The sequence below is a fragment of the Salinifilum ghardaiensis genome, from assembly GCF_054491345.1.
Genome location: NZ_CM137101.1, coordinates 3,826,968 through 3,843,295, shown reverse-complemented (window position 1 = coordinate 3,843,295; position 16,328 = coordinate 3,826,968). Strand labels below are relative to the sequence as shown.

Genomic DNA, 16,328 nt, shown 5'->3' with positions numbered 1-16,328 from the left:
CGGATCCGGCTACCCGACGCACACCGGCACGAACCAGAGCACCTCCGGCTCGCTGCCGAACCGCGGGATCCCGGTGAGCGACGACACCGACGACGACGTCGACATCCCGCCGTTCATGCGGCGCTGACGCCCCGCACCGGCTCCGGGCCGCGCTGCCGTCGGAGCCGGAGCGGGCATGCGCGAGAATCGACACCGGAAGCGCCGCGGCGCTTCCGGTGTCGAGCCATGTCGAGCGGGCGTGCCGCGGTGCGCGGCGCACCGCGGAGAAGGGGCAGCAGTGCGGATTCGACGCGTGTTCACCACGCGGGAAGGTGGGAGCTCCCGCCCACCCCTCGACTCGTTCAACCTGGGCGGCGCGGTCGGCGACGATCCGGAAGCGCTCGCGGCGAACGAGCGGAAGCTCGCCGACGGCATCGGGCTGTCCACCGACCACGTGGTGTGGATGGAGCAGATCCACGGTCGCACCGCGACGATCGTGGACGGACCGCGCTCCGCACCGGTTGAGGCCACTGACGCGCTGGTCGCGGCCCGCCCGAACCTGGCCGTGGCGGCGCTCGTCGCGGACTGCGTGCCGGTGCTGCTGGGTGATCCGCAGGCCGGGGTGGTGGCCGCGGTGCACGCGGGACGCGTCGGAGCCCGCGTGGGCGTGCTCGTGTCCGCGCTGAAGGGCATGCAGCGGGCCGGAGCCCGCATCGACCGCGTCGAGGCGGTTCTCGGCCCCGCGGCCTGCGGCAAGTGCTACGAGGTACCCGCCGAGATGCGCGCCGACGTGGAGGAGCACCTGCCCGGCAGCGCCTGCACCACGCGCAGCGGAACGCCGGGCCTGGACCTGCGGGCGGGGCTCGCCGAGCAGCTCGCGGGGGCGGGGGTCGCGGCCATCGGCGCGGACCCGCGCTGCACCGTGGAGTCGTCCGAACTGTACAGCCACCGGCGCGACCGGGGGCGCACCGGACGTTTCGCGGCCGTGGTGTGGTGCGAGCCGGACGAGGACGCCGCTGGGCAGGGGGAGCAGGCGTGAGCGAACGCGGTGCGGAGCTGGCCGCGGCACTGCGGGACGTGCGCGGCCGGGTGGACCGGGCGTGCAGCGCTGCGGGCCGCGCGCCCGGTGAGGTCGAGCTGCTCGCGGTGACCAAGACGTTCCCGGCCGCGGACGCGGCGCTGCTGGCCGACCTGGGGCAGTGCGCGTTCGCGGAGAACCGCCACCAGGAGGCCGCGCCGAAGGCCGCCGAGCTCACCGCGTTGCGCCCGGAGGCGGCGGTGCGGTGGCACATGGTCGGGCAGCTGCAGCGGAACAAGGCCCGCCAGGTGGCGCGGTGGGCCGACGTGGTCGAGTCCGTGGACAGCGTACGGTTGGCGGAAGCACTGGGGCGAGCCGCGGCGAACGCGCTCGAGGCGGGGGAGCGGCGCGATGTGCTGGACGTGCTGGTCCAGGTCGGACTGGACGAGGAGCAGGGGCGCGGGGGGTGCGCTCCGGAGGACGTGCCGGCGCTGGCGGAGGTGATCGCCGGTTCCGAAACGCTGCGGCTGCGTGGTGTGATGGCGGTGGCTCCGCTGGCCGGCGATCCCGATGTGTCCTTCGGCACACTTTCGCGGGTTGCGGAGCACCTGCGGCGTGATCACCCCGAAGCTGTGGATGTGTCCGCGGGGATGAGCGGTGACCTCGAGAGTGCTGTGGCGCACGGCTCCACGCGCGTGCGTGTCGGAACAGCGCTGCTCGGCGGCCGCCGGTTAACCTCGCCGTAGCCGCCAGCCGGCGGTCGTGTGGTCGGCCGCCTCGCGCTCGGTACTAGGGAGTCGCACAGGAAGGGCATGCCGATGAGTGCTTTGCACAAGCTGAAGGCCTACTTCGGCATGGTCCCGGCCGACGAGGTCGACGAGTACGACGACGAGGTCGATTACCGTGACCGGTACGCGGACTCGGACGCCTACGACGTTCCCGCCGACCGGATGGGCGGGCGGCGTCGGACGACCGGCGTGCGCGGAAGCTACCAGCCGGAGACCGATGGTGATGAGAACGGGTACGAGGAGTACCGCGATGCGGGGCGCTCGCGCCGCCAGTGGTCCGGCGAGCAGTCCGGACGCGCGGGGGGCGCCGAGGTGTCGCGCGAGTCGGTGTCCCGGCTGCGCGCCGTCACCGACACCGGGACCCAGTACAACTTGAGCAAGATCACAACCCTGCACCCCCGCTCCTACAGCGAGGCGCGCACGATCGGTGAGCAGTATCGCGACGGGACTCCGGTGATCATGAACCTGACCGAAATGGACGAAGCCGACGCCAAGCGGCTCGTCGATTTCGCGGCGGGGCTCGCCTTCGGGCTGCGCGGCTCGATCGAGAAGGTCACCAACCGCGTGTTCTTGCTCTCGCCGCCGAACGTGGACGTCGCTGCGGAGGACAAACGGCGTCTCGCGGAGGGGGCGTTTTTCAACTACGGGTGAAGGTGGCACAGTTGACGCGTGTATCCCGTGCAGATCGTCCTGTTCTACGTTCTGTTCTTCTTCTGGCTATTCCTGGTAGCCCGTATTGTGGTTGAGCTGGTACGTGTGTTCGCGCGCGATTGGCGACCCGCCGGGGGGGTTGCGATCGCGTTGGAGACCATCTACACAGTGACCGACCCGCCCGTCCGGCTGCTGCGTCGGATCATCCCGACCGTGCGGATCGGCGGTGTCGGATTGGACCTGTCGATTATGGTGCTGATGCTGGTTGTGTTCATACTGATGCAACTGGTTCGGCCCGGGTAGCGGGGAACCCGGGAAGGCGCAGCCGAGGAGTGCGTGAGGTGATCTTGTGGGTCTGACGCCCGCCGACGTGCACAACGTCGCGTTCAGTAAGCCCCCGATCGGGAAGCGCGGCTACAACGAGGACGAGGTGGACGCCTTCCTCGATCTCGTCGAAGCCGAGCTGGCCCGACTGGTGGAGGAGAACAACGACCTGCGCAGCCAGGTCGAGCAGCTGGAGTCCCAGCTGCAGACGGCCCAGTCCGACCTGGAAGAGGCGCGCAACCAGGCGCAGACCCAGGCGCAGCCGGCGGCGCAACCGGCCCCGTCCTCGACTGCTGCTGCGACGGCGCAGGAGGAGCCGCGCCGTCTCGCCCCGGTCCCCGCTGAGGCGCCGTCCGGCTCGAACGAGCAGGGCGGCTCGGGTGGCGATCACCACGTGCAGGCCGCCAAGGTGCTCGGGCTCGCCCAGGAGATGGCCGACCGGCTCACCGGCGAGGCCAAGACCGAGGCCGACGGCATGCTGTCCGAAGCGCGGACGAAGTCCGAGCAGCTGCTGTCCGAGGCCCGGACGAAGTCCGAGAGCATGGTCAACGACGCGCGCAGCCGCGCGGAGACGCTGCTCAACGATGCCCGGACCCAGGCGGAGACCCTGGAGCAGCAGGCCCGCGAGAAGGCTTCCACGCTGGAACGCGACGCGCAGCGCAAGCACGCCGAGGTGATGGGCAACATCACGCAGGAGAAGAACGCGCTGGAGAAGAAGATCGAGACGCTGCGGACCTTCGAGCGCGAGTACCGCACTCGGCTGCAGACCTACCTCGAATCGCAGCTGCGCGAACTGCAGGACCGCGGTTCGGCGGCTCCGGCCGCCGAGGACGGGGAGGGCCGCTCGTCCGGCCACTCCGCCTCGACGAGCCACTCGGCGTCCGGTCAGCAGAGCTCGGCCAGCTACAACTTCGGTGCACGCGCAGAGGCGGGCTGAGGGCGCGGGCGCACCTGCCCGGCGGAGGCCGCGCTCCGGTGCGGCCTCGCCGGTGACGGTGCCCGCGTCAGCGCGCTCGGTTCGCCCGATCGGGGAGTGACGCCACGTGCTCGTCGTGCTGCTGCTCGTGGTGCTCGCCGCCGGAGTGCTCGTCGCGGCGGTCGCGTTGCACACGCCCGAGCTGGCGTGGGGCTCGCTGCTGCTGGCCGTGCTCGGGGGCCTGCTGCTCCTGCTGCTGGAGAAGCGCAGGCGCCGCGCGGGCGGTTCGGGGCTTGCGAGCGGGCGGCACCGCGTGCGGCGCTCCGAGAACGCGGGGTCGCAGTCGACATCTCCGCCGGGGGAGTCGGGGAGCGGCCGCGGCCCGCGCAGCTCGGAACCGGTCGGCGGCACCGCCGCTCCTGCGGGTAGAACCGCGCTCATCGCTCCTGCTAGCAGCGCCACGCTCACCGCACCGGACAGCGCCGTGGCCGCGGACGGCGCCGCGGCCACGGCTCGCGGTGGGAGCGCGCGCATGTCCGGGTCCCTCGCGGAGTCCGCAGGTTCCGCCGGTTCCGGGGGTCGCTGGGCGTCCGCCACGCCCGATCCGGGCGTGGAGCGCGTCACCGTGGGCGTGCACAGCCGGGCCCAGCTCAACGCGCGGGTGCTCGTCGTCGACGGACGTCCGCGCTACCACCTCGAGGGCTGTCCCTGGTTGGCCGAGCAGGCAGGACCGCAGCCCATGGGGCTGACCGTGGAGAAGGCCCACGAGCTCGGCTTCACCCCGTGCGCGCGGTGCGGTCCGGACGAGCACCTCGCGCGTCGTCACCAGGCCGGATGAGGACCACCGGGCCGGGGCCGCGGGCGGGGTCCGCCCGGACGCCGCGGTGCCCGCCTGCCGGGCCGGGGGTGCGGCGGCTGCGCTATGCTGGCACGACAGCGGCGATGATCCGGCCATCACCGGGGAGCTTTCGGAAGAACGGGTGCGCGGCACCTCAGTAGAACCGAACGGGAACGGCCCGTCACAGCCGGCAACGAGCGGCCGTTCCGCGGGCACCGCGGAACGGCAAGCGGGGTGGTACCGCGGACCGGTGCGCAGCCGGCGCCGTCCCCGCCCGGGCGACCGCGGGTCGCCGTGTTGGCGGAGCCGAGGACACCACCGCGAGGAGCACAGCCGCGATGACCTATCCGAAAGTGCAGTTCAGCGGCGCGGAAGCGCCGGACACCGGGGTCGCTTCGCAACCATCCTTCCCGGAGATCGAGCGCGGGGTCCTCGACTACTGGGAGGCCGACGACACCTTCCGCGCCTCCGTCGAAGCGCGCGAGGCGGGGCACCACGGGGCCAACGAGTTCGTCTTCTACGACGGCCCGCCGTTCGCGAACGGCCTTCCGCACTACGGGCACCTGCTGACCGGCTACGTCAAGGACGCGGTGCCCCGCTACCGGACGATGCGCGGCAACCGGGTGGAACGCCGCTTCGGCTGGGACTGCCACGGCCTGCCCGCCGAGGTCGAAGCCGAGAAGCAGCTCGGCATCACCTCGAAGGCCGAGATCGAAGCGATGGGCGTGGCCGAGTTCAACGAGGCCTGCCGCTCCTCGGTGCTGCGCTACACCCAGGAGTGGCGCGACTACGTCACCCGCCAGGCCCGCTGGGTGGACTTCGAGAACGACTACAAGACGCTCGACCTGGACTACATGGAAAGCGTCATGTGGGCGTTCCGGACCCTGTGGGACAAGGGCCTGGTCTACCAGGGCTTCCGCGTGCTCTGGTACTGCTGGCGGTGCGAGACGCCGCTGTCGAACACCGAGACCCGCATGGACGACGTGTACCGGCAGCGGCAGGACCCGGCCGTGACCGCCGGATTGCGGCTGCGGGCGCCCGGCAAGACCTACGACGGCGCGCTGGCCCTGGTGTGGACGACCACGCCGTGGACGCTGCCGTCCAACCTGGCCGCAGCGGTAAACCCGGAGATCGAGTACGTCGTCGTCGCCCCGCCCAGCAGCGGTGAGCGCTACGTGCTCGCCGCGGCGCGCCTGCCTGCCTACGAGCGCGAGCTGGGCGAGGACATCGCCGACCACGTCCTCGCGCGGTTCTCCGGGACCGAGCTGCTCGGCACCGGCTACGAACCGCCGTTCGACTTCTTCCGCGGGCGGGAGAACGCCCACCGGGTGCTCGAGGCGGACTACGTCAGCACCGACGACGGCACGGGCATCGTGCACATCGCCCCCGCCTTCGGCGAGGAGGACAAGGTCGTCACCGACGCCGCCGGCATCGAACCGGTCGTGCCGGTCGACTCGCACGGCCGGTTCACCGCCGAGGTGCCGCCGTACGAGGGGCAGCAGGTCTTCGAGGCCAACCGCGACATCACCCGCGACCTCAAGGAGGCCGGGCTGCTGCTGCGGCACGAGACCTACGACCACCCGTACCCGCACTGCTGGCGCTGCGACAACGCGCTGATCCAGCGGGCCGTGTCCTCCTGGTTCGTCGCCGTGTCCCAGTTCCGCGACCGCATGGTCGAGCTGAACCAGCGCATCGACTGGGTTCCCGAGCACATCCGGGACGGCCAGTTCGGCAAGTGGCTGGAGAACGCCCGCGACTGGAACATCTCCCGCAACCGGTTCTGGGGCTCGCCGATCCCGGTGTGGGTCTCCGACGATCCGGACCACCCGCGGGTCGACGTGTACGGCTCGCTGGACGAGCTGGAGCGCGACTTCGGCGAGCGGCCCACCGACCTGCACCGGCCGAACATCGACCGGCTCACCCGGCCCAACCCGGACGACCCGAGCGGGCGGGCCACGATGCGGCGCGTGCCCGACGTGCTCGACTGCTGGTTCGAGTCCGGGTCGATGCCGTTCGCGCAGGTGCACTACCCGTTCGAGAACGCCGAGTGGTTCGAGCACCACTACCCGGGCGACTTCATCGTCGAGTACAACGGCCAGACCCGCGGCTGGTTCTACACGCTGCACGTGCTGGCCACCGCCCTGTTCGACCGGCCCGCGTTCGAGCACGTCGTCGCGCACGGCATCGTGCTCGGCCACGACGGCATGAAGATGTCGAAGTCCAAGGGCAACTACCCGGACGTCAACGAGGTCTTCGACCGCGACGGAGCGGACGCGATGCGCTGGTTCCTCATGTCCAGCCCGATCCTGCGCGGCGGCGACCTCGTCGTCACCGAGCGCGGTATCCGCGACGCCGTGCGCCAGGCCGTGCTGCCGCTGTGGAACTCGTGGTACTTCCTCGCGCTGTACGCCAATGCGGAAGGCCTGTCCGGCCAGCGCCGCACCGGCAGCACGCACGTGCTCGACCGCTACGTCCTCGCCAAGACGCACGAGCTCGTCGGCGACGTGCAGTCCAGCATGGACGCCTACGACCTGGCGGGCGCATGCGCGAGCGTGCGGGAGTTCCTCGAGGTCCTGACGAACTGGTACGTCCGCCGCTCCCGGGAGCGCTTCTGGAGCGGTGACCGCGACGCGATCGACACGCTGCACACGGTGCTCGAAGCGACCTGCCGCGTGGTCGCCCCGCTGCTGCCGCTGACCGCCGAAGCCGTGTGGCGCGGCCTCACCGGCGAGCGCTCGGTGCACCTGGCCGACTGGCCGCTGTTCGACGAGCTGCCCGCCGACCCGGCGCTCGTCTCCGCCATGGACCAGGTGCGGCGCGTCTGCTCGACCGCGCTCGGCCTCCGCAAGACGCACAAGCTGCGCGTGCGCCTGCCGCTGTCCCGGTTGGTCGTCGCCACGCCCGACGCGGAGGCGCTGCAGCCGTTCGTCGACCTCGTCCGCGACGAGGTCAACGTCAAGGAGGTCGAGCTCACCGAGGACGTGGCCGCGCACGGGCACTTCGAGGTCTCGGTCAACGCGCGTGCCGCCGGGCCGCGCCTCGGCCGCGACGTGCAGAAGGCCATCAAGGCGGTCAAGTCCGGTGAGTGGTCCCGCACCGCGACCGGCACGGTGCTCGCCGCCGGCGTGGAGCTGCGGGAGGGCGAGTTCGCCGAGCACCTCGTCTCCACCGGCTCCGGCGCCGCCTCCGCCCTGCCCTCGGGCACCGGTCTGGTGGCGCTGGACACCGACGTCACCCCGGAGCTCGCCGCGGAGGGGGTGGCCCGGGACGTGGTCCGCGTGATCCAGCAGGCGCGGCGCGAGGCCGACCTCGACGTCTCCGACCGGATCACCGTCACCGTGTCCGCACCGGAGGAGGTGCTCGCCGACGTGTCCGCGCACCGCTCCTTCATCGCGGGGGAGACCCTCGCGCGCGTCGTCGAGTCCGGTCCGGTCGAGGACGGGTTCGCCGGCAGCGTCGGGGACGGCACGCAGATCAGCGTCCGGGTGGCCAGGGCGCAGGCCCCGGTGTGAACGCCTCCGCGCCCCGTTCCCGGCCCCGGGTGTGCGTACGTTTCTCGGGAGATGTACGCACACCCGGTGGTACGTCGAATTGATCACCGCTGCTGCGGAGACCGGGGAGGCTGCCGGATACTGTCCGGCATGGCAGTAGTGATGCGCATCGACGAGGTTCCGGACGACGTCTACCGGCAGCTGCGCGACCAGGCGCGAGCCGCCGGGCAGCCCCTCGGCGACTACCTCCGCGAGCGGCTCGGCGACCTCGCCCGGGCCGCGGCGGACCCCGCTCCGCGCACGAGCGCGGACGCCGCGCGGACCGCGGCGAGCGTGCCGCTGCAGATGCGGCGCCGCATCGAGCGGGAACACACCGCCCCGGCCCGCTCGACCGAGTAACCCGTGCACTGCGCGACAATGGCGCGGTGAGCACACAACAGCCCCCCTCGGAGCAGCCGCACGACGCGGACGGCTCCTCCGCGGAGCCCGAGCGGTCGCAGGACGGGGACGAGCGGGCCGCCGAGCCCGGCGGCACCGGTGCGGGCGATGAGCGCGCCCCCCGCCCCCGCGGATCGCGGCGCCTGCTCGCCCTCCTGTTCGGCATCGCCGCGGGCGTCCTCGTCCTGGACGCGCTGACCAAGATCGCCGTGGTCGCCACGCTGGAGGGCGGCCCGCCGGTGCGGTTGCTCGGCGGGTTGGTCTACCTGGACGTGCTGCGCAACCCGGGTGCCGCGTTCTCCCTGGCCACCGGCATGACCTGGCTGCTGGCCCTGCTCGCGATCGGGTTCGTGGCCGGCATCGTCTGGCTGGCCCCGAAACTCCGCTCGACGGGGTGGGGCATCGGGCTCGGCCTGGTCCTCGGCGGTGCCTGCGGCAACCTGGGCGACCGGCTGTTCCGCGAACCCGGACCACTGCGCGGGCACGTGGTCGACTTCATCTCCGTCTTCGCCCCGAACGGCGCCTACTTCCCGGTGTTCAACATCGCCGATTCCAGCATCGTCTGCGGTGGTGCGCTGGTGATCCTGCTGTCGCTGCTGGGGCGCGACTACGACGGAACGGTGCAGCGCAAGCGAGGAAAGCGAGCTGAGGACGACACGTGAGCGACCTTCGATCCTTACCGGTGCCCGACGGGCTGGACGGCATGCGCGTGGACGCGGGGCTGGCCAAGCTGCTGGGGCTGTCCCGCAGCGCCGTGGCGTCCATGGCCGAGTCCGGTGACGTCGTCGTCGACGGCGCGCAGCTCGGCAAGTCCGAGCGGTTGATCGCCGGCAGCTGGTTGCAGGTCAGCCTGCCGGAGCCGGAGCGGCCTCCGGAGGTCGTCGCGGTGCCCGTCGAGGGGCTGGACATCCTCCACCAGGACGACGACATCGCCGTGGTGCACAAGCCCATCGGGGTCGCCGCGCACCCGAGTCCCGGGTGGGAGGGCCCGACCGTGATCGGCGGGCTGGCCGCGGCCGGGGTGCGCATCGCCACCTCCGGCCCGTCCGAGCGCCAGGGCGTGGTGCACCGCCTCGACGCCGGCACCACCGGGGTCATGGTCGTGGCCAAGAGCGAACGCGCCTACTCCGCGCTGAAACGCGCCTTCAAGGAGCGCACCGTGGAGAAGCGTTACCACGCGCTGGTGCAGGGGCACCCGGACCCCACGCGCGGCACGATCGACGCGCCGATCGACCGGCACCCCCGGCAGGACCACAAGTTCGCCGTCGTCACCGGCGGCAAACCCAGCGTCACCCACTACGAGACGGTGGAGGCGTTCCGGGCGGCCTCGCTGCTCGACGTGAAGCTGGAAACGGGACGCACCCACCAGATCCGCGTGCACTTCGCCGCGATGCGCCACCCCTGCGTCGGCGACCTGACCTACGGCGCCGACCCGGTGCTGGCGCGCAGGCTCGGACTGGGCCGCCAGTGGCTGCACGCGCGCACCCTCGCGTTCGAGCACCCCGCCGACGGCACGTGGGTGTCCTTCGACAGCCCCTATCCGGATGATCTGCAGCGCGCCGTGGACCTGCTGCGCGAACCGGAGGAGTAGGCTGCGGCGGATCAGCGAGACCGCCGGGCCGACCCGGGTGGGTCCCGGCCGGACCGGCCGGCGGGCGGACCGCGGACGGAGGGACGATGAACCGGCCGAACCCCGAAGAGCCCCAGGACTTCCCGCGCGGGGATTCCGCACCTCCCGAGGACGAGACCGCCACGCCGCCGGCGGGCATGTCCGCGCTGGGGAGCCTTGCCGTCCCGGAGGGGGAAAACCCGGCCTCCGGGGCGGACAACCTGGCCGACGTGATCCGGGCCGAGGACGTGGGCTCCGGGGCACCGAGCGTGCTCGGCGCCGCGCCGGAGCCGGACTCCTCCGGAGATCCGGGGGAGTGGCCCACGTTGCGGCGCGAACGCTCCCGGAGCGAGGACGAGTCCTCCCGCAGCGGTCCGCTCGGCCGGTGGTTGCGCAGCGAATGACCGGTGGGGCGGGTGAGCGGGCATCGCCTCTCAGAGGTCGGTGACGTCCCAGGTGAGGCTCCACCACGTCTCCTCGGCGGTGGGCGACCACCGCACGGCGACCAGCCGCGTCGGTTCGGGCACCACGTACACGGTGTGCCCGCCGGCGGTGGCGCCCGGCTGCACCGGGGCGCTGTGCGGGGGGCGCGAGGTCAGCGTCGTGCCCGACTTGCCCAGCGTCGTGCCGTCCTCGGCGACGAGGACGAGGTGCTCGTCCGGAACCTGCTGGTAGGTGACCGGGCTGCGGTTGGTGAGCTCGGTGTGCACCACCACGGCGCGCTCCCCCTCGCCGAGCTCGTGCCCGGCGGCGCTGAAGAAGTAGTCCGCGGGGTCGACGACCTCCACCAGCTGGATCGCGAGCTCCCCGCCCGGGCCGGCGACCTCGAGCGTGCTGCCGATCTTCCCCTGCTGCGGGTTCATCGCGGGCCGGGTGCGTTCCGCCGCGAGCGGGTCGACGGTGTTGCCGCCTCCCCGCGGGCCCGAGGGGGAGTGGTCACCGCGCGCCCAGGCCGCCGATCCGGCGGGCGGGCCCCACGTGTGCATCGGGTCCGGTGGCGCACCGCCCGTCTGCTGGGGCCCCGAGGGCTGGGGTCTCGATGGTCGGGGACCCGACGGGTGGGGGGAGGAGTGCGGTCCCGACGGGGACGGCGGCGCCGGCGGCACCGGATACCCCCCGCTGGGGTGTTGCGGTGGCAGCGCCCCGGGCGGTGGTGCGGGGTAACCACCGCTGGCGGAACCGGGCGGCGCGGCCGGCGGCTGCGGTGCGTTCGGCGGCATCGCCGGGCCGGGTGGGGCGGCGGTGAACGCCTGCGCCTGGGCGACCGCGTTGCGCAGCCCGCGCTGGTCGCAGTCCACCTGCACGGTCAGCGGAAGACCGGTCGTGGACAGCGCGGCCAGTCGCGCCGCGACGTCGCGCACGTCCATGCCGAGGTGTCCGGCGAGCTCGGGCACCGTCGTGTCGCCCGCGTCCGCGAGGGCGCTGAGCAGTCGTACGTCTACCGGATCCGGACCAGCCACGTCGTGCCACGCTACCCGTTCGGCGCGCGGCGGTGGGTGAGGGAGGCCGGGCCCGCGTCCCCTGCCGCCCCCGTCCGGCTGTCCTCCACCGCGCCCTCACACGATGGCGTGGTGATCAATCGTCGGCCAATCGTGTGGGGACAACTCGCAATTTTCAGGAAAATTGTGCTCTCTGGAACGAATCCAGAAAAGTGGGCGGGGTCCCGGGGCCTCGGTGGACCTCAGTGCCGCACGATGACGCGGTACTGGCCGACGTCGCGGTACTCGAACTCGGGGGAGTCGAAGACGGCCGGGTCGAAGAACACCTGGTAGTCGTGCACGTTCGGATCCCGGGGGAAGGCGTCGGCCTTGAGCTCCAGGCTCAGGTCCCCGGAGGTGCTGCCGGAATCCGCGGCCGCGCCGTCCTCGGGCAGGCGGAGCACGAGCGCGTTCGGCGCGGCGAACGCGCTGGAGTCGAGCATGCGCGCCAGCTGCTCGCCGCTGCGGGCGCCGGACCAGCGCTCGATCTCCGCGGCGCGCCGGTCGTACTCGGCCAGCGGGTTGGCGTAGTGCGGCGTCTCCTGCTGGAAGCCCCAGTAGGGCCGGAACGACATGATCTTGTAGTCGGTCGTCAGGAGGATGTTCTCCTGCGGCGCACGTCCGGTCATCGAGCGGATCGCCCGGTCGACCGCGGCGGTTTCGGCGCCCGGCTGCGAGCGGTCGGAGCCGCCGAAGGCGTTGGTGCCGTTCGGGTAGTAGTCCTCGTGGGCGGTCGTGACGGAGTCGGCGAGCTCGTCGCCCACCGCGGTCTGCGCGAGCGTCATCGCGCCGAAGAACGCCGCGGCGAAGCTGACCGCGCCGATGCGGACCGCGTACTGCGCCGGCGCTTTCCGGCGCACCCGCGCGATGACGTCGACGAGTGCGAACACCCCGGTCACGGCGAGCGCGGCGTCGAGGACGACGTTCAGCCGGAACGCCAGCAGCGTCGTCTCGGCGACCAGCGCCAGGGTGGACAGGGCGAACCAGGCGTACACGGCGAGCACGACCGTGAGCATCGCCGCGGCGATCTCGTTGCTGCGGCACCGCAGGATGAGCCACACCAGCCCCACCAGGGCCAGCACCCCGAGCGCGTCGGCCTCGGTCATCGGGATCGGCAGGTACGCGCCGGATTCCGGCAGGTAGTGCTGGGCGGCGCTGCGGGGGCTGTTCAGCAGGAAATCTGTGGCGATCAGGTACGGCGTCCACACGAGCAGGGCGAGGACGAGGCTGATCAGCCCGATCGGCAGCAGCCGGAGGAAGAGCCGCAGGGCGGTGGCGCCCCGGGGGTGGCCGGCGCGGACGCGGAACGCGCCGATGATCACCGCCATGGTCACCACCAGCAGCACCGCGAAGCCGAAGTGCAGGGTGTAGGTGACGGCGGCGAACCCGACGTAGCAGCCGATGAGCCCGTAGACCCACCGCGGCGAGGGGTGCTCGTGCCGCAGCACCTGCCAGGTCAGCGCGGCGATCGGCAGCAGCCACGCCGCCGACGGCCAGGCGTAGGGCTCCTCGATGCCGTGCAGCATGCCGGTCAGCGCGGTGACGAGCGCGGCGAGCGCCGCCAGCCGCCGCCGCACGACGATGCTCCACAGGGTGAACGCGACGACCGCGGTGACCGCCACCCAGGTCAGCGCGTACGGCTTGTACGCCGCCCAGCCCTCCCAGCCGATGAGGTTGGCGAAGCGGCCGCCGAGCCAGAACCAGCCGGCGGGGTAGTACGGCGCCAGGTGCGCGTAGTTCATGTCGACGAGGCCGGTGTTCTCGGCCATGCGCGTCATGTACTGCAGTCGGAACCCGTTGTCCACTGAGGACCCGCCGAAGTAGAAGCGGGTCGAGTGCAACGGGATGGCGAGGACGAAAGTGACGAATGTGGACAGTCCTGCCCAGATCCCGCCGAGGCGCAGCCACCGCGGTCGGTGCCGCCGTCCGAAGACGAGCGCGCCGAGGAGGGCCGCCAGCACCAGCGCCCCGCTGACGACGGCGAGCGCCTCCGGGGCGTTGCTCGGTTCGATGATGCTGAACCGGGTGATGGCGAACTGGATCAGCAGGCTCACCACCGCGCTCACCGCGGTGCCGAGGAGCAGTTCGGCGATCGTGGTGCGCAGGGTCAGGCGGACGGCCGCGCCGCGATGGGGTTCGTCGACCGGGCCCGGCCCGGTCAGCAAGGAACTCGGCAGGATTCCGGTCACTTTCGGGTCCTTCGCGTCAGGCACGGGGAGTGGGCGCAGAATAGTGGATGTCGGTGCGCCGTCGGGATCACGGGTGCGCGGCCCGGCGGGGGCGGGCGGTTAGGCTGTGCGGCCGCAGCGGAGCTGTGCTCCGGGAGCGCTTCGTGCGGGCGCCTGCCGCCACGGTCGTGCGGACCGCGTGCCGGGGACGCCGGTGCGGGTTCACCGGGTGCCCCGCCGCCTCCCGCGGCACGGCTCGTTCAGCGATACGACGCGTTTCCACCCCGGAGGAGGTTGGCGGGTGCCCGAGGAACCGGAGAACGGCTCGCGCGCCGCGTCGTCCTGGGCCGCGCCGACAGGCCCCGCCGACGACGCTTTCCTGCTCGCCGCACCCGCGCCGCGGCCCCGCGCGGTGGTCAAACCGGACCTGCTCCCCGGGCTCAGCGCGGCCTCGCTGGTGGCGATGCTCGGGGTGCCGCTCGGGTTCGTGTGGTCGCTGCTGGCCCCGCCCCGGCAACGCGGGGTCGCGCCGAGCGGTGATCTGGTGCCGCTGCTGACGGACAACTACCACGCGTTCGACGCGATGGCGATCTTCGCGCTGCTGGCCGCGACCGCCGGGGTGTGGACGGGCGCGGTGATGTGGATGGTGCGCCGCCGGCGGGGGCCGGTGTACGCGCTCGCCGGCGCGCTGGGGTCCGTCGGGGCCTCGTGGCTGGGCACGCAGCTGGGTGTGACGTTCGCGGCCCTGTGGTTCCCCTCTCCTGATCGGCCGCGGCCGGGGGACGTGCTCACCATGCCGCCGGAGGCGCCGACGGCGTGGGTCGTCCTGGTGCAGCCGATGGCGTTCGTGCTGGTCTACGCGCTGGCCGCGGCGTGGAACGGGCGGGACGACCTCGGCAGGCGCACCGGTTGATCACCTCCTCGTGGGAACGGGGAGGGGTTGCGCTTCGGTTATCGTGTTGCTGATGCCTGCGTTCAGCCTGTCGGACGTCGCTGGTGCGGTCCGGTGCGGCGGACTGCGCCCCGCAGGGCCTCCGAGAGCAGAGCATCCGACCGCGTAACGATTCGTCCTTCGGTGTGATGTGCGAGGCCACTGTGGATCTTCCGCTGTTCCCGCTCAACAGCGTGCTGCTGCCCGGCGGCTCCCTCCAGCTCCGCGTGTTCGAGAAGCGCTACCGCGAGCTCGTCAGCGACCTGTGCGAGCACGTGGTGCCGGACTCCCTGTTCGGGGTCGTGGCGATCCGGCAGGGGTGGGAAGTGGGTACCGACAACGTGGACGCGATGTACGACATCGGCGTCACCGCCCGGCTGTCCAGGACGACCTCGCTTCCCGCCGACCAGTACGAGATCACGGCTGCGGGGGAGCAGCGGTTCCGCCTGCTGCAGGTCGACTACCACGCCGCGCCGTACCTGATGGGGCGCGTGGAGCCGCTGCCCGACACCGAGGCGGAGTCCGATTCACCGCAGCGGCGCGCGCGGCTGGCCGAGTCGGCCCGCCGGGTGCGCCGCGACTACCGGGCCGTCGCGGAGTCCGCGGGCCGGTCGGGTGATCCGGAGCCGGCCGGGGCCTCCGCGGGGGAGGAGGACCCCGAGGACGTCGCGCTGCTGTCCTACCGGCTCGCCGACGACTGCGTGCTCAGCCCCGAGGACCGCCAGGACGTGCTGTCCGAGACGGATCCGCTGGCGCGGCTGCGGCTGGCGTGCCGGCTGGTGCGGCGGGAGACGTTCTTCCGGCACCGGCTCGGTGCGGTGCCCGCCGCCCTGGCCGAGTTCGCCCAGGAGTCGAGCTCGAACTGATCCCGCTCGCGGTGCGGCGAGCGCGCCGGCCGGTCCGCGGACTCCTTCAGTCCGGGGCGGGCCGCGAGTGGTTCGCGGCCTCCGGCGGGCGGAACACCGCGAACGGGTCGGTGACCTCGAGCTCGTGGTGGGTGAAGTGGAACAGCGCGGGCGGGCGGCCACCGGAGCGCCCCGCCGGCACGGTGCGACCGGTGGCGGTGATCGCGCCGCGGCGGGTGAGCACGCGCTGCAGGTTCGTGGCGGCCACCTCGTAGCCGAGGGCCGCGGAGTACAGCTTCCGGAGCTCGGTGATGGTGAATTCGCCGGGGGCGAGGGCGAAGCCGAGGTTGGTGTAGGACAGCTTGGCGCGCAGCCGCTCGCGCGCGGCGTAGATGATGCGGTCGTGGTCGAACGCGGTGCGCGGCAGCGCGTCCACGGGGTGCCACTGCGTGTCGCCGGGGATCTCCGGGCAGGTGTCGCTGGGCACGAGGCCGAGGAAGGCGGTGGCGAGCACTCGTGCCCCGGGCACGCGTCGCGGGCAGCTGAAGACCTGGAGCTGCTCGAGGTGGCTGAGCGTGCGCACGTCCACCTTGTCGGCGAGCTGGCGGCGGATCGAGCTGGCCACCTCCTCGTCGGTGGCCAGCCGCCCTCCGGGCAGTGACCACCGGTCCTCGTGCGGCGGGCGGGCGCGCCGCCACAGCAGCACGTGCAGGCGCGCGTCGTGCACCTGCAGCACCGCGGCCAGAACTTCGTGACGTATCTCGCTCCCCGTCGCGTTTGCGCCGTTGCTAGGATGAGGCACGTTTTCGATTATAAGGCGAAAACTTGCGGCGGCGAAACGGCGCAGTGCAGGA

General features: G+C 72.4%; 16 protein-coding genes. 13 read left to right on the top strand and 3 right to left on the bottom strand.

Annotated features, from left to right (window positions below):
- Positions 1-277: 277 nt before the first annotated feature.
- The 11 genes from pgeF to ACVGV0_RS17475 all read left to right on the top strand — a co-directional run bounded on the left by pgeF (position 278) and on the right by ACVGV0_RS17475 (position 10,456).
- Complete coding sequence (gene pgeF / locus ACVGV0_RS17525) at positions 278-1,018, top strand: peptidoglycan editing factor PgeF (protein WP_459156773.1); 741 nt, start codon at positions 278-280, stop codon at positions 1,016-1,018.
- Positions 1,015-1,743, top strand: a complete 729-nt coding sequence (locus tag ACVGV0_RS17520) for a YggS family pyridoxal phosphate-dependent enzyme (RefSeq protein ID WP_459156772.1) — start codon at positions 1,015-1,017, stop codon at positions 1,741-1,743. The genes pgeF and ACVGV0_RS17520 overlap by 4 nt, the downstream gene beginning before the upstream one ends.
- Positions 1,744-1,815: 72 nt before the next feature.
- Entirely contained in the window at positions 1,816-2,436 is a 621-nt protein-coding gene (locus tag ACVGV0_RS17515; RefSeq protein WP_459156771.1) for a cell division protein SepF, read from the top strand.
- A gap of 18 nt (positions 2,437-2,454) precedes the next feature.
- On the top strand, positions 2,455-2,739 hold the full coding sequence (locus ACVGV0_RS17510; protein ID WP_459156770.1) for a YggT family protein: 285 nt from the start codon (positions 2,455-2,457) through the stop codon (positions 2,737-2,739).
- 46 nt (positions 2,740-2,785) lie between these two features.
- Positions 2,786-3,697, top strand: a complete 912-nt coding sequence (wag31, locus tag ACVGV0_RS17505) for a DivIVA-like cell division protein Wag31 (protein ID WP_459156769.1) — start codon at positions 2,786-2,788, stop codon at positions 3,695-3,697.
- Between the two features lie 106 nt (positions 3,698-3,803).
- Positions 3,804-4,514: a hypothetical protein gene (locus ACVGV0_RS17500; RefSeq protein WP_459156768.1), complete on the top strand. Its 711-nt coding sequence runs from the start codon at positions 3,804-3,806 to the stop codon at positions 4,512-4,514.
- 338 nt (positions 4,515-4,852) lie between these two features.
- The gene (gene ileS, locus ACVGV0_RS17495) at positions 4,853-8,026 is read left to right on the top strand and encodes an isoleucine--tRNA ligase (RefSeq protein ID WP_459156767.1); all 3,174 of its coding nucleotides are present in this window, start codon (positions 4,853-4,855) and stop codon (positions 8,024-8,026) included.
- A 129-nt stretch (positions 8,027-8,155) separates the two neighbouring features.
- Positions 8,156-8,404, top strand: a complete 249-nt coding sequence (locus ACVGV0_RS17490) for a hypothetical protein (RefSeq protein WP_459156766.1) — start codon at positions 8,156-8,158, stop codon at positions 8,402-8,404.
- Between the two features lie 26 nt (positions 8,405-8,430).
- Positions 8,431-9,105 (top strand): signal peptidase II, encoded by a 675-nt coding sequence (gene lspA, locus ACVGV0_RS17485; RefSeq protein WP_459156765.1) that lies wholly within the window; start codon positions 8,431-8,433, stop codon positions 9,103-9,105.
- A gap of 41 nt (positions 9,106-9,146) precedes the next feature.
- Positions 9,147-10,034: an RluA family pseudouridine synthase gene (locus ACVGV0_RS17480; RefSeq protein ID WP_459160045.1), complete on the top strand. Its 888-nt coding sequence runs from the start codon at positions 9,147-9,149 to the stop codon at positions 10,032-10,034.
- Positions 10,035-10,120: 86 nt separating this feature from the next.
- Positions 10,121-10,456: a hypothetical protein gene (locus tag ACVGV0_RS17475; RefSeq protein WP_459156764.1), complete on the top strand. Its 336-nt coding sequence runs from the start codon at positions 10,121-10,123 to the stop codon at positions 10,454-10,456.
- A 30-nt stretch (positions 10,457-10,486) separates the two neighbouring features.
- On the opposite strand, the gene ACVGV0_RS17470 is transcribed toward ACVGV0_RS17475, so the two are convergent.
- Together ACVGV0_RS17470 and ACVGV0_RS17465 are read right to left on the bottom strand one after the other, a co-directional pair.
- Positions 10,487-11,512 (bottom strand): AsnC family protein, encoded by a 1,026-nt coding sequence (locus ACVGV0_RS17470; protein WP_459156763.1) that lies wholly within the window; start codon positions 11,510-11,512, stop codon positions 10,487-10,489.
- Between the two features lie 221 nt (positions 11,513-11,733).
- On the bottom strand, positions 11,734-13,719 hold the full coding sequence (locus ACVGV0_RS17465) for an arabinofuranosyltransferase (RefSeq protein ID WP_459156762.1): 1,986 nt from the start codon (positions 13,717-13,719) through the stop codon (positions 11,734-11,736).
- Positions 13,720-13,999: 280 nt separating this feature from the next.
- Between ACVGV0_RS17465 and ACVGV0_RS17460 the strand changes: the two genes are divergently transcribed.
- Positions 14,000-14,611: a DUF2567 domain-containing protein gene (locus ACVGV0_RS17460; RefSeq protein WP_459156761.1), complete on the top strand. Its 612-nt coding sequence runs from the start codon at positions 14,000-14,002 to the stop codon at positions 14,609-14,611.
- A gap of 182 nt (positions 14,612-14,793) precedes the next feature.
- Positions 14,794-15,495 (top strand): LON peptidase substrate-binding domain-containing protein, encoded by a 702-nt coding sequence (locus tag ACVGV0_RS17455; protein WP_459156760.1) that lies wholly within the window; start codon positions 14,794-14,796, stop codon positions 15,493-15,495.
- 46 nt (positions 15,496-15,541) lie between these two features.
- Here the strand turns inward: ACVGV0_RS17455 and ACVGV0_RS17450 are convergent, their stop codons facing one another.
- A complete protein-coding gene (locus ACVGV0_RS17450) occupies positions 15,542-16,207 on the bottom strand; it encodes an NUDIX hydrolase (RefSeq protein ID WP_459160044.1) in 666 nt (221 codons plus the stop codon).
- Between the last annotated feature and the right edge of the window lie 121 nt (positions 16,208-16,328).

Coding starts and splice junctions, on each gene's coding strand:
- ACVGV0_RS17515 (WP_459156771.1), top strand. CDS start 1,816: ATGAGTGCTTTGCACAAGCTGAAGGCCTACTTCGGCATGGTCCCGGCC.
- ileS (WP_459156767.1), top strand. CDS start 4,853: ATGACCTATCCGAAAGTGCAGTTCAGCGGCGCGGAAGCGCCGGACACC.
- ACVGV0_RS17490 (WP_459156766.1), top strand. CDS start 8,156: ATGGCAGTAGTGATGCGCATCGACGAGGTTCCGGACGACGTCTACCGG.
- ACVGV0_RS17480 (WP_459160045.1), top strand. CDS start 9,147: ATGCGCGTGGACGCGGGGCTGGCCAAGCTGCTGGGGCTGTCCCGCAGC.
- ACVGV0_RS17475 (WP_459156764.1), top strand. CDS start 10,121: ATGAACCGGCCGAACCCCGAAGAGCCCCAGGACTTCCCGCGCGGGGAT.